The organism is Alterirhizorhabdus solaris, from assembly GCF_007785815.1.
GTDB classification, from domain to species: Bacteria; Pseudomonadota; Alphaproteobacteria; order Sphingomonadales; family Sphingomonadaceae; genus Alterirhizorhabdus; species Alterirhizorhabdus solaris.
The window spans coordinates 12130-25042 of the sequence record NZ_VNIM01000016.1; the positions used below are offsets into that span (position 1 = coordinate 12130).

The following is a 12913-nucleotide window of genomic DNA, read 5'->3' on the forward strand; positions in this document are numbered from 1 at the left end:
AAGCGAGTATCTCCATCGCCGTCCGTCCCGCTATGCTGTGCGTTCGCGGGGCGGGGGAGACGATATGCGGCGGGGGTTTTGCACTGCGGCGATGACGGTGCTGTTGCTCGGTGGGTGCAGCAAGGCGCCGGAAGGGACGACCGTCGCCAAGGAAGCGTTGCCGCCCGGCGGCGCGGCGGCGGCATCCGCGATCAAGGTCAGCGTGCCGCAGATCGCCTATACCTTTGGCTACAGCTATCGCGTGCCGTCCGGCGAGATCGCGGCGCTGCAGGATCGCCACATCGCATTGTGCGACCGGCTCGGTCCGGCAGGCTGTCGCGTGATCGGGATGCAGCGGGAGAGCGACGACACCGCGTCGGCATCGGGGTCGCTCACGCTGGCGGTCAGCGCGCCGGCCGCGCGTGCCTTCGGCCGGGCGCTGACGGCTGCCGCGGCGCGGTCGGGCGGCAGCGAGGCAGACAGCAGCATCGCCGCCGAGGATCTCTCGAAACAGATCGTCGATACCGAGGCGCGGCTGCGCGCCCGTCAGGCGCTGGCCGACCGGCTGATGGAACTGCTGCGGACGCGGACCGGTCCGGTCGCCGATCTCGTCGCCGCCGAGCGATCGGTGGCCGCCGTGCAGGAGGAGATCGACGCCGCCCGATCCTGGCTGGCCGAGGCGCGCGGACGGGTGGCGATGTCCACCGTCGAGGTGCGCTATGTCGCCGGGGACGGCGGCGTCTTCGGGCCGTTGCGCCCGACGCTAGCGACGATGGGATCGTTCTTCGGCCAGAGCCTCGCGCTGTTGCTCCAGCTGGCCGTGGTGGTGGTGCCGTGGGCGGTACTGGCGGGCGCGATCGCTTATGGCGTGCGACGGTTGCGGCGGCGTCGGCGGATCAGCGACGACGCCCGAATCACTCCTCCGCCGCCCGCTTGAGCGCATACAGGCGGTCGAGCGCATCGCGGGGGGAGAGGGCGTCCACGTCGATCTCCGCCAGCAGCGCACGCAGGGGATCAGGCGGGGGCGTGGCGGCAGCGGCGGCGGCGAACAGGGGGAGGTCGTCCAGCCCGTCGGCGAGACCGCCGGTGGCGGCGCGGCCCTTTTCCAGCTTCGCCAGCACCGCCTTCGCCCGCGCCACCACCGGCGGCGGCAGGCCGGCCAGCTTGGCGACGGCGAGGCCGTAGCTGCGATCGGCCGGGCCGCGTGCCAGTTCGTGCAGCAGCACCAGATCGCCCTTCCATTCGCGCGCGCGCACATGGTGGAGGGTCAGCCCGTCGAGCCGTTCCGCCAGCCGGGTCAGTTCGTGGTAATGGGTGGCGAACAGGCAGCGGCTGCGGTTCATGTCGTGCACCGCCTCCACTACCGCCCATGCGATCGCGAGGCCGTCATAGGTGCTGGTGCCGCGCCCCACCTCGTCGAGGATGACGAAGCTGCGTGGCGTCGCCTGCGCGAGGATCGCCGCGGTCTCCACCATCTCCACCATGAAGGTGGAACGGCCGCGCGCCAGATTGTCCGACGCGCCCACCCGGCTGAACAGGCGATCGACCAGCCCCAGCGTGGCGGAGGTGGCGGGCACGTAGCTGCCCGCCTGCGCCAGCACCGCGATCAGCGCGTTCTGCCGCAGGAAGGTGGATTTGCCGCCCATGTTCGGCCCCGTCACCAGCCACAGCCGCGACTCCTCGGAGAGCGCGCAGTCGTTGGCGACGAAGCGACCACCCGATGCCGCGACCGCGCTCTCCACCACCGGATGGCGGCCGCCGGCGATCTCGAAACAGGGATGGCCGGTGAAGCCGGGGCGTGCCCAGCCGCCTTCCGCCGCGCGTTCGGCCAGCCCGGCGGCCACATCAAGCCGGGCGAGCGCATCGGCGGTGGCGGCGATGGCGGCGGGGGCGGCGAGCGCGAGGGCGGTCAACTCCTCCAGATGCGCGGCCTCGGCGGTGAGCGCGTGGGCGCCCGCCTGGCCGACGCGCAAGGCTTGCTCGTGCAGGTCGGCGGCGTTGAAGCGGACGACGCCGGCCAGCGTCTGGCGGTGGGTGAAGCCGCTGTCCGCCGCCATCAGCGCATCGGCGTGCCTGGCCTGCACCTCGACGTGATAGCCGAGCACGCCGTTGTGGCGGATCTTGAGGCCGGCGATGCCGGTGGCGGCGCGATACTGCGCCTCCAGCCCGGCGATGGCGCGGCGCCCCTCGCCGCCGGTGGCGCGCAGCGTGTCGAGCGCGGGATCATAGCCCTCGGCGATATACCCGCCCTGCGCGGCATCGACCGGCGGCACCGGCACGAGCGCGCGGGCCAGCAGGTCGATCAGCGCGCCGTGGCCGGCCAGCCGCGCCGCCGTCTCGTCCAGCAGCGGCGGGCGATCGTCGAGCGAGGCGAGCCGCTTGTGCAGCGTCCGCGCCTCACCCAGCCCGTCGCGCAACTGGCCCAGATCGCGCGGGCCGCCGCGCCCCGCCGCCAGCCGGCCCAGCGCGCGGCCGATATCGGGGGCGGCGCGCAGGGCCGAACGCAATCCCTCGCGCAACCCAGGATCCCGCTCGAACCGCTGAACCAGATCGAGCCGCGCCTCGATGGCGGCGCGATCCATGAGGGGGGCGGCGATATCGGCCGCCAGCATCCGCGCGCCCGCACCCGTCACGGTACGGTCCACCGCGTCGAGCAGGCTGCCCTTGCGCCCGCCGCCGGTGGCGCAGGTGAGTTCCAGGCTTTCGCGCGTGGCCGCGTCGATCAGCATGTGGTCGGCGGTGGCGCGCGCCACAGGCGGCTGCATCAGCGGCAGCGCGCCCTGCCCGGCGCGATCGAGATAGGCGAGCAGCCCGCCCGCCGCCGCCAGCCCGGCTCGCTCGAACCGGCCGTAGCCGTCGAGCGTGGCGACACCGAACAGCGCCTTCAGCCGGGTTTCCGCGGCGAGACTGTCGAACGCGCGCGGGGAGAAGGGGATCGCGCCCGCCGGCGCCGCCTCCAGCGTTTCCGGCACCACGATCTCGGCCGGGCCGAGCCGGGCGAGTTCGGCATCGAGCGAGGCCAGCGGCACCGTCGCGATCTCGAACCGGCCGGTGGAGATGTCGGCCGCCGCCACCCCGGCCATGCCGCCGGCCTCGGCCACGGCGACCAGCCAGTTGGCGGTCCGCGCATCGAGCAGCGCCTCCTCGGTCAGCGTGCCCGCCGTTATCACCCGCACGATCGCGCGCTCCACCAGCGCCTTCGATCCGCCGCGCTTCCTGGCCTCCGCCGGGCTTTCCACCTGTTCGGCGATGGCGACGCGGTGGCCGGCCCTGATGAGGCGGGCGAGATAGCCCTCGGCCGCGTGCACCGGCACGCCGCACATCGGCACCGCGTTGCCGCCATGCTCGCCGCGCGCGGTGAGCGCGATGTCGAGGCAGGCGGCGGCGGCCTTCGCATCGTCGAAGAACAACTCGAAAAAGTCGCCCATGCGGTAGAACAGCAGGCAATCGGCGCTCTGTGCCTTCAGCGCATGATATTGCTGCATCATCGGCGTCATCGCCGCGGCGGTGCTCGCGGGGATATCCTTTTCTGGGGTCTTTCCGGCCATGGCGGGGCTGATAGCGGCTTGTGAGGCGTGCAGCCATGCCCCACAAGGCGCAGCGGAGCGGACGCATCGGGGGTACAGTAATGAGCGACGGCAGCAGCAACGTGCAGTTCTCGGAGCGCGAGGCGCTGCTGTTTCATTCGGCGGGGCGGCCCGGCAAGATCCAGATCGTCGCGACCAAGCCGATGGCGACGCAGCGCGACCTGTCGCTGGCCTATTCACCGGGCGTGGCGGTGCCGGTGCGCGCGATCGCCGCCGACCCCGATACCGCCTACGACTATACCGCCAAGGGCAATCTCGTCGCGGTGATCTCCAACGGCACCGCCATCCTCGGCCTCGGCGATCTAGGGGCGCTCGCCTCCAAGCCGGTGATGGAGGGCAAGGCGGTGCTGTTCAAGCGGTTCGCCGACGTCGATTCGATCGATATCGAACTGAACACCAAGGATGCCCAGCGCTTCATCGAGGCGGTGGAGCTGATGGAGCCGACGTTCGGCGGCATCAACCTTGAGGATATCGCCGCCCCCGACTGCTTCATCATCGAGCAGGCGCTGCGCGAGAAGATGAACATCCCGATCATGCACGACGACCAGCACGGCACCGCGATCATCACCGCCGCCGGGCTCATCAACGCCTGCCACCTGACGGGCCGCGACATGAAGGACATCAAGGTGGTGGTGAACGGCGCCGGTGCAGCCGCGATCGCCTGCACCGCGCTCATCAAGTCGATGGGCGTGCGCCACGACAACGTCATCATGTGCGATCGCAAGGGCGTGATCTGGCAGGGGCGCGAGGGGGTGGACCAGTGGAAGTCCGCCCACGCTGCCGTGACCGACCACCGCACGCTGAACGACGCAATGGAGGGGGCGGACGTGTTCCTCGGCCTTTCGGCGGCCGGCGCGCTCAAGCCCGAGATGGTCAGGCGCATGGCCGACCAGCCGATCATCTTCGCGATGGCCAACCCCGATCCGGAGATCACCCCGCCCGAGGCCATGGCCGCGCGCCCCGATGCGATCGTCGCCACCGGCCGTTCGGATTACCCGAACCAGGTGAACAACGTCCTCGGCTTCCCGTTCATCTTCCGCGGGGCGCTCGATGTGCGCGCCACCGCGATCAACGAGGAGATGAAGATCGCCGCCGCCGAGGCGCTGGCCGGGCTGGCGCGCGAGCAGGTGCCCGAGGAAGTGGCGCTCGCCTATGGCGGCCGCGCGCCGCGTTTCGGCCGCGACTACATCATCCCCGCCCCGTTCGACCCGCGCCTGATGGAGGTGGTGCCCGCCGCCGTCGCCAAGGCGGCGATGGATTCGGGCGTGGCGCGCAAGCCCATCCTCGACATGGCGGCCTATCGCGATTCGCTGCGGGCCAGGCTCAACCCGACCACGGCGACGCTGACGCTGGCCTATGAGGCGGCGCGCGCGCACCCGAAGCGCGTGGTGTTCGCCGAGGCCGAGGAGGAGGTGGTGCTGCGCGCCGCCATCCAGTTCCGCGACGGCGGCTACGGCACGCCGGTGCTGGTCGGGCGCGACGAGGTGCCGGACAAGCTGCGCGCGCTGGGCGTTGGCGACCCCGACAGCTTCGAGCTGCACAACAGCCGCAACTCGCCGCTGGTCGGCCGGATGGTGGACTTCCTGTACGAGCGGCTCCAGCGGCGCGGCTACCTGCGGCGCGATATCGAGCTGCTGGTGAACCAGGATCGCAACATCTTCGGCGCGCTACTGGTGGCGCTGGGCGAGGCCGACGTGATGATTACCGGCGTCACCCGCACCTATTCGCAGACGCTGCGGCAGATCCGCCGCGTGATCGATCCCGCCGCCGGCGTCACCCCGTTCGGCATCCACGTGCTGGTGGGGCAGAGCCACACCGTCTTCATGGCCGATACCACGGTGAACGAGCGGCCGACCGCGCTGCAACTGGCCGACATCGCCGAGCGGACGGCGGCGGTGGCACGCAAGATGGGGCATGAGCCGCGCGTCGCGTTCCTCAGCTATTCCACGTTCGGCAACCCTTCCGGCAACTGGCTGGACAGCATCCGCGAGGCGGTGGCCATCCTCGACGCGCGCGGCGTGAGTTTCGAATATGAAGGCGAGATGGCGCCGGACGTGGCGCTGAACGAAAAGCTGCAAAAGAACTATCCGTTCATGCGGCTGTCCGGCCCGGCCAACGTGCTGGTGATGCCGGGGCTGCAATCGGCCAACCTCTCGGCCAAGCTGCTGCGCGAACTGGGCGGCGATTCGGTGATCGGGCCGATGCTCGTGGGGCTGGAGAAGCCGGTGCAGATCGCCACCATGTCCGCCACCGCCTCCGAACTCGTCACGCTCGCGGTGCTGGCGGCGGCGGGCGTCGCCAGCTAGGCGCCCCGCCCAACGAAGGAACGTCCGGATGCCTGCCGACCATGATGCCATCGCCGAACTCGTGCCGGCGCTGGTCGCGATCCGGCACGATATCCACGCGCACCCCGAACTCGCCTTCGCCGAGCATCGCACCGCTGCGATCGTGGCGGCCGAGCTGCGGGCGCTGGGGCTGGAGGTGGAAACCGGGATCGGCGGCACCGGCGTGGTCGGCACGCTGCGCGCCGGGCAGTCCAATCGCTCGCTCGGGTTTCGCGCCGATATGGACGCGCTGCCGTTCCATGAGGAAACCGGCGTCTCCTATGCTAGCACCTTGCCCGGCACGTTCCACGGCTGCGGGCATGACGGGCATGTCGCGATCCTGCTCGGCGCGGCGCGGCATCTGGCCGAAACCCGGGCGTTCGCCGGCACGATCCACTTCATCTTCCAGCCGGCCGAGGAGGGGCAGGGCGGCGCGCGCGCGATGATCGCCGACGGGCTGTTCGATCGTTTTCCGTGCGACCGGGTGTTCGCGCTGCACAACTGGCCCGATCTGCCGGCCGGCAGCATCCGCACCCGGCCCGGCCCGATCATGGCCTCGGCCGACAAGTTCGAGATCGTGCTGACCGGCAAGGGCGGCCACGCGGCGCTGCCACACCAGACGCCGGATGCGATCCTCGCCGCCGCCGATCTGGTCGGCCAGCTCAACACCATAGTCTCGCGCCGGGTGCCCGCCACGAAGGCGGCGGTGCTGTCCGTCACGCAGATCCACGGTGGTCTGGCGCACAACGTGATCCCGGCGGAGGTGCGGTTGATGGGTACGGTACGCACGTTCGACCCGCAGGTGCAGGACATGATCGAGCAGTCGCTGCGGGACATGGCGGCCGGGGTCGCGTTGTCGAGCGGCACGAGCGTGGCCGTCATCTACGATCGTTATTATCCCGCGACGATCAACGGTGCGGAGTCCGCCGCGCTCGCGCTGGAGGCGGCGGCGGCAGTCTGTGCCGATGCGGCCGAGGCGCCCGATCCGGCGTTCACCTCGGAGGATTTCGCGTTCATGCTGCAGGCCCGGCCCGGTGCCTATCTGTGGCTGGGGCAGGGGCGCGGCGCGGAAAGCCCGGCGCTGCATCACCCGCGCTACGATTTCAACGATGGCGTGATCGGTACGGGAATCGCCCTGTTCGCCGAACTGGCCCACCGTTTGCTGCCGGTGCGTCCGGCCTGAAGCGCCGCACCGGCATATTATGCGCTGAACCGACACGAATCCTTACAACGACCTAGGGAACGTCGTCTCTTTGTCATAATCTACCTTGAGGCGGCCTCATACTCGGGGGGTCAAGAGGCTTCAGGGGAAGAAAGCCGCTGATCTCGATATAATGAGCGCGCGGCGAAATACGCGCGAGCGAGATCATCGGTTCCCAAGGAGCGCAGGAGGACGACGGCTGCCAGCCAAGGGGAACCATTATGCCTTTCATGTCCGATTTTCGATCCGGCCTGCTCAGCGGCGCCGCTGCCGTCCTCGCCTTCGCCGGCTCATCCGCCCATGCACAGACCGCCGATGCCCCGCCCGCCTCGCTGACCGAGGTGGCCTCCGCCGAGGATGGCGGCACCATCACCGTGACGGGCCTGCGCCAGCAGTATCGCGGTGACGTGCCGTTGAAGGAGCTGCCGCAGAGCATCCAGACGCTGTCCGGCGAGACGCTGCGCGAGGTGAACCTCACCCGGCTGGATACCGCGCTCGACTTCGCCAGCGGCGTCTCGCGCCAGAACAATTTCGGCGGGCTGTTCGATGCGTTCGCGCTCCGCGGTTTCGCCGGCGACGAGAACACCGCCAGCAACTACCTCGTGAACGGTTTCAACGCCTCGCGCGGCTACGGCGGCATCCGCGATACGTCGAACATCGAGCGGATGGAGGTGCTGAAAGGCCCGTCGTCGGCGCTGTTCGGGCGCGGCGAGCCGGGCGGCACCGTCAACATCATCACCAAGAAGCCGCAGTTCGATGCGTTCGGCCTCAACGCTACCGTCGGCTACGGCCGCTTCGACACCTATCGCGCCGAGGGCGACGTCAACGTGCCGCTGGCCGGCAACTTGGCCGTGCGCGTGACCGGCGCCTACGAGAATGCCGACAGCTTCCGCGACTTCATCGAGAGCGAGAAGTACACCGTCACGCCCTCGATCCTGTGGAAGCCGGCGCCCGACACGACCGTTTCGTACGAGCTTGAATATATCCATCAGGCGGTGCCGTTCGATCGCGGCATCGTGGCGGTGAACGGCGACCCCAAGGCGCTGTCGCGCAAGACCTTCCTCGGCGAGCCAGGCGACGGGGATACCGAGGTCGAGGCGCTCGGCCACCAGTTCCAGCTGCAGCACAGCTTCAGCCGCGACTGGAATATGTCGTTCGGCGCGGGCTATCGCGACACCAGCTTCACGGGTTTCTCCAGCGATGCCGAACTGGTCGACGGCCGCCAGCCGTTCTACAACAACAACAGCTTCACGACGACGCGGATCCTGTCGCGCCAGCGCCGCTTCCGCGATTATGGCACCAAGGATTTGGTGTTCCGCGGCGAGTTGAGCGGCAAGATCTATACCGGCCCGTTCACCCACCACCTGCTCGTCGGCGCGGACTGGGACTACTACAAGCTCGACGTCCTCCAGAACCGCTTCCGCCCCGGCACTGGCGCCAACGCCCTCACCACCGCCTCCACCCAGGCGATGCTGAACACGTTCAACGCGATCAACGTGTTCAACCCGGTATACGGCAACCTGCCGGCGGTCGGCGCCTTCCAGAACCAGCGCGAGCGGCAGTATAGCTGGGGCGTCTATTTTCAGGACCAGATCGATCTCACCGATGCGCTGAAGGTGCGCGTCGGCGGCCGTTACGACGATGTCGAGCAGACGCTGAACTTCCGCGTTCCGGGCACGAACGGCGCGCTGCCGGCCGTCGCCAAGCAGGACAAGACCAAGTTCAGCCCGCAGGTCGGCGTCTCGTACGAGATCAGCGAGGCGTTCTCGCTCTACGCCAGCTACGGCAAGGGCTTCCGCTTCAACACCGGCACCGGTGCGCCGAACGCGGCCGGCGTTTCCACCCTGTTCGAGCCGGAGACGACCAAGAGCGTCGAGGTGGGCGGCAAGTTCGCGCTGTTCGACGACATGCTGACCGGCACCGTCGCGCTGTTCGAGACGAAGAAGAACAACGTGCTGACCGCCGATCCCGCCAACCCCGGCTTCTCGCAGGGGCTGGGCAAGGCGCGCAGCCGCGGCGTGGAATTCGACGCCACCGGCCAGCTGCCCGCCGGCTTCCGCGTGACGATCGCCTACGCCTATCTCGACGCGGAGGTGCGCACCGCCGCCGCCGATCCGAATTTCGGCTTCCAGCTGCGCGTCGGCGATCCGCTCATCAACATCCCGAAGAACAGCGGCAGCGTGCTGCTGTTCAAGGATATCGAGTTCGGTGAGCAGAAGCTGACCCTCGGCGCGGGCGTCAACTATGTCGGCAAGCGGCTGGGCGAGACGGGCTATCGCTTCCCCGACGGTTCGTTCTTCACGCTGCCGTCGTACACGCTGACCCGCGTCAGCGCCGCATTCGAGGTGAACGAGCATATCCGCGTCTCGGGCGAGGTGACCAACCTGTTCGACGAGAAGTATTTCCCGAGCAGCTATTCGCGCCTGTGGCTCACCCCCGGCACGCCGCGCAGCTGGATGGTGCGTGTGGGCTATAAGCTCTAGCACCGGGACGACGAACGCTTCGGGTCGCGAAGCGGGCCGCCGGTGGAAAGTCCCCTCCACCGGCGGCCTTTCTCTTGAGGAGACCGCGATGATCCTGCTCCATGTCGGCGATCCGGCGCGCGGCGCGCGCTGGGGGGAACTGGTGCCCACGCTGGTGCCGGGCCTGTCGGTGCGGCAATGGCCCGATGCGGGCGACCTCGCCGAGATAGACTATGTCGCGGGGTGGGCGCCGCCCGGCGATCTGCTGGGCCGGCTGCCGGCGCTGAAGGCGCTGTTCTCGATCGGCGCGGGGATCGACCATCTGGATCTGGCCCATCTGCCGCCGGGCGTGCCGGTGGTGCGGATGATCGACGACGAACTGACCGAGGCGGTGGCCGATTACGCCACGCTCGCGGTGCTGGCGCTCCACCGCGATCTGCCCGCCTATATCGCCGCGCAGAAGCGGGGCGAGTGGCGCGCGCTGCCACGGCGGACGAACGGCCGGCGGCGGGTCGGCGTGATGGGCCTCGGCCAGATGGGCCGGGCGACGCTGGCGCGGCTCGCCCCGTTCGGCTTCCCGCTTTCCGGCTGGAGCCGCTCGGCCGGGACGATCGAGGGCGTGCGCTGCTTTACCGGCGAGGCGGGTCGCTCCGACTTCCTGGCGCAATGCGATATCCTGATCTGCCTGCTGCCGCTGACGGACGGGACGCGCGGCATCCTCGATGCGCGGCTTTTCGCCGGGCTGCCGACGGGCGCGGGGCTGGTCAATGCCGGGCGCGGGGGGCATCTCGTGCAGGCGGACCTGCTGGCGGCGCTGGCATCGGGCCGGATCGGCGGCGCGGTGCTGGACGTGACCGATCCGGAGCCGCTGCCCGCCGACCACCCGCTCTGGCACGATCCCCGCATCATCGTGACGCCGCACATCGCCGGCACCACCGATGCCGTGCGCGGTGCCGAGGCGATCGCGGCGAACATCCGCCGGCACGCGGCGGGCGAGGCGATGGAGGGCGTGGTGCCGGCGCGCGATTTGCCGCCTGATCCGAACCGCTCATCCTGAGGAGGGGCTGGGCCTGGCGAAGCATGTCCTGAGCGACGCCGCAGGCGGCGTCGAAGGGTCCCGTCTCGAAGGACGTGGCTTCCGCTCTCCTTCGAGCCGCCATTTCGGCAAGCTCGATGGCTCCTCTGGATGAGCGGTAATTCCCAGTTTCCACTTCCATCCCCCGAGCGAAGTCGAGGGGCGGGCCACGCACGTGACGCTCCGTGTCTCGACTTCGCCCGACACAAGGGGCACGCGGCTGGGTCAGGCGAAATCTTCAAAGGACGAACATCGGCGTTGAATGCCCGGTCAGGGTTTCAAGATGAGCGGTCGGCCCCCTGACCGTTTGTCATCCGGCCTCACCCGATCCGTTCGTCGAACAACGTCTCGATCGGATCGAACCGCTTCACCACCGGCGACTTGATGACGATGTAGCTGAAATACTTCTCGATGCCGAAATCCTTGTCGAGGATGCTCTCGATCACCTCCTGATAATGGCTCACGTTCTTGGTGATGAACTTCAGCAGGTAATCGTAGCCGCCGCTGACGAGGTGGCACTCCACGATCTCGGGCACCACGCGCACGCGCTGCTCGAAGCGGGAGAAGTCGCCGCTGCGATGGTCCGACAGCGTCACTTCGGTGAACACCGTCAGCGTCTCGCCGAGCTTGCCGAGCGCGATGTGCGCGCCGTAGCCGGTGATGTAGCCGTGCTTTTCCAGCCGCTTCACCCGGCTGAGGCACGGGCTGGGCGACAGCCCCACCGCATCGGCGAGGTCCACGTTGGTGATCCGCCCGTTCTTCTGCAGATGGGCAAGGATCTTGAAATCCAGCCGGTCGAGTTTCGGTCCCGTGCTCATGTCGACGCTCCCACCCGGATCACGGTGCCTTGGTCAAACGATTGCGCGGCGAACGTCCGGCTCGTCAAGCACGGCGTCGAGCGTGGCGCGCAGGCGGGCGAGCAGCACCTCCATGTCGTCGGCATCGCAGGAGATCGCAGGCGCGAGTCCGATCGTGCCGTCGGCGAAGGCGCGGAAGATGATGCCGTTGCGATAACCTGCCGTCGCCAGCCGGTTCGAGATGTCGAGCGCGCCGTCGAAACGGGCCTTCGTCCGCTTGTCGGCCACCAGTTCCAGCGCGGCCAGCATGCCCGTATGGCGCACGTCGCCCACCAGCGGATGATCGGCCAGCGCCGCCAGCCCCTCGCCCAGCCGCACGCCGCGGACCTGCCCGTTGCCCAGGATGCCGCCCTCGGTATAGAGCCGCATGACTTCCAGCCCGACCGCCGCCGAGACGGGGTGGCCAGAATAGGTGAAGCCGTGGCCGATCGGGAGGTGATTGTCCGGCCCGTCGGCGATGCCGGCATATACCTTGTCGTTCATCAGCACCGCGCCCATCGGCGCGTAGCCGGAGGTCAGCCCCTTGGCGACGGTCATCAGATCGGGCGAGACGCCCTCGTGCTCGCAGCCGAACATCGGCCCGGTACGGCCGAAACCGGTAATGACCTCGTCGACCACCAGCAGGATGTCCAGCTCGTCGCACAGCGCGCGCATCGCCTTCAGCCAGCCCTTCGGCGGCACGATGACGCCGCCCGACCCCTGCACCGGCTCGGCGAAGAAGGCGGCGACGTTCCCGGCGCCCAGTTCCTCCACCTTGGCGCGCAGCTGCGCCACCGAATGATCGATGATCGCCTGCGGATCGCTGCCCACCGGCGATCGGTAGGCGTAAGGGGCGGGGATGTGGTGCTGCCACGCATGCGGCACGTCGAACTGGCGGTGGAAGGCGGGCAGGCCGGTCAGCCCCGCGCCGGTGGTGGAGGAGCCGTGATAGCCCTTGTCCAGCGCGATCATCTGCTTCTTGGCCGGGCGGCCGGTGGCGTTGAAATAATGCACGATGAAGCGGATCGCCGAATCGACCGCGTCCGATCCGCCCAGCGTGAAGTACACCCGGTCCAGCCCCGGCGGCGACAGTTCGGCCAGCCGCTCGGCCAGCCGGATCGCCGGCTCGTTGGCATAGTGGAAATAGCCGGTGGCATAAGGCAGCCGGCGCATCTGCTCGGCCGCCGCCTCGACGATGCTCTCCTGCCCGTAGCCCACGTTGACGCACCACAGGCCGGCGAAGGCATCGAGCAGGCGATTGCCCTCGATGTCGCTCAGATACATGCCCTTGCCCTCTGTCAGCACCGTGGCACCGCGTTTCTCGTGCGTGCGGAAGGCGGTGACGGGGTGGATCAGGTGGGTGCGGTCGCTTTCGACCAGTGAATTCGCGGTCATGGCTCGCCTCTTGGGGGACGCACGAGCATATCGCGGTCGCGGCGCGGCGTCGCC

At 69.1% G+C, this 12913-nt stretch carries 8 protein-coding genes; 5 read left to right on the forward strand and 3 right to left on the reverse strand.

Translation table 11 applies throughout. The features are described from left to right. The first annotated feature begins 64 nt into the window (after positions 1 to 64). Positions 65 to 916: a DUF4349 domain-containing protein gene (locus FOY91_RS05905; RefSeq protein WP_162527149.1), complete on the forward strand. Its 852-nt coding sequence runs from the start codon at positions 65 to 67 to the stop codon at positions 914 to 916. Here FOY91_RS05905 and mutS read toward each other — a convergent pair. Continuing rightward, positions 894 to 3467 carry a DNA mismatch repair protein MutS gene (gene mutS / locus FOY91_RS05910; protein WP_145149159.1) on the reverse strand — a complete coding sequence of 858 codons (2574 nt, stop codon included), beginning with the start codon at positions 3465 to 3467 and terminating at the stop codon, positions 894 to 896. The two genes, FOY91_RS05905 and mutS, sit on opposite strands and share 23 nt — an antisense overlap. A gap of 140 nt (positions 3468 to 3607) precedes the next feature. Here mutS and FOY91_RS05915 point away from each other — a divergent pair, with 140 nt between their 5' ends. The 4 genes from FOY91_RS05915 to FOY91_RS05930 all read left to right on the forward strand — a co-directional run bounded on the left by FOY91_RS05915 (position 3608) and on the right by FOY91_RS05930 (position 10610). Then, a complete protein-coding gene (locus tag FOY91_RS05915) occupies positions 3608 to 5872 on the forward strand; it encodes an NADP-dependent malic enzyme (RefSeq protein ID WP_145149110.1) in 2265 nt (754 codons plus the stop codon). A 28-nt stretch (positions 5873 to 5900) separates the two neighbouring features. Further along, complete coding sequence (locus FOY91_RS05920; protein ID WP_145149112.1) at positions 5901 to 7073, forward strand: amidohydrolase; 1173 nt, start codon at positions 5901 to 5903, stop codon at positions 7071 to 7073. 239 nt (positions 7074 to 7312) lie between these two features. After that, positions 7313 to 9574 (forward strand): TonB-dependent siderophore receptor, encoded by a 2262-nt coding sequence (locus tag FOY91_RS05925; RefSeq protein ID WP_145149114.1) that lies wholly within the window; start codon positions 7313 to 7315, stop codon positions 9572 to 9574. Between the two features lie 88 nt (positions 9575 to 9662). Further along, positions 9663 to 10610, forward strand: a complete 948-nt coding sequence (locus FOY91_RS05930; protein ID WP_145149116.1) for a 2-hydroxyacid dehydrogenase — start codon at positions 9663 to 9665, stop codon at positions 10608 to 10610. Between the two features lie 338 nt (positions 10611 to 10948). Here the strand turns inward: FOY91_RS05930 and FOY91_RS05935 are convergent, their stop codons facing one another. Both FOY91_RS05935 and FOY91_RS05940 read right to left on the reverse strand, forming a co-directional pair. Next, positions 10949 to 11446 carry an Lrp/AsnC family transcriptional regulator gene (locus FOY91_RS05935; RefSeq protein WP_145149118.1) on the reverse strand — a complete coding sequence of 166 codons (498 nt, stop codon included), beginning with the start codon at positions 11444 to 11446 and terminating at the stop codon, positions 10949 to 10951. A gap of 33 nt (positions 11447 to 11479) precedes the next feature. Beyond that, positions 11480 to 12859 (reverse strand): aminotransferase class III-fold pyridoxal phosphate-dependent enzyme, encoded by a 1380-nt coding sequence (locus FOY91_RS05940; protein WP_145149119.1) that lies wholly within the window; start codon positions 12857 to 12859, stop codon positions 11480 to 11482. Positions 12860 to 12913: the final 54 nt, after the last annotated feature.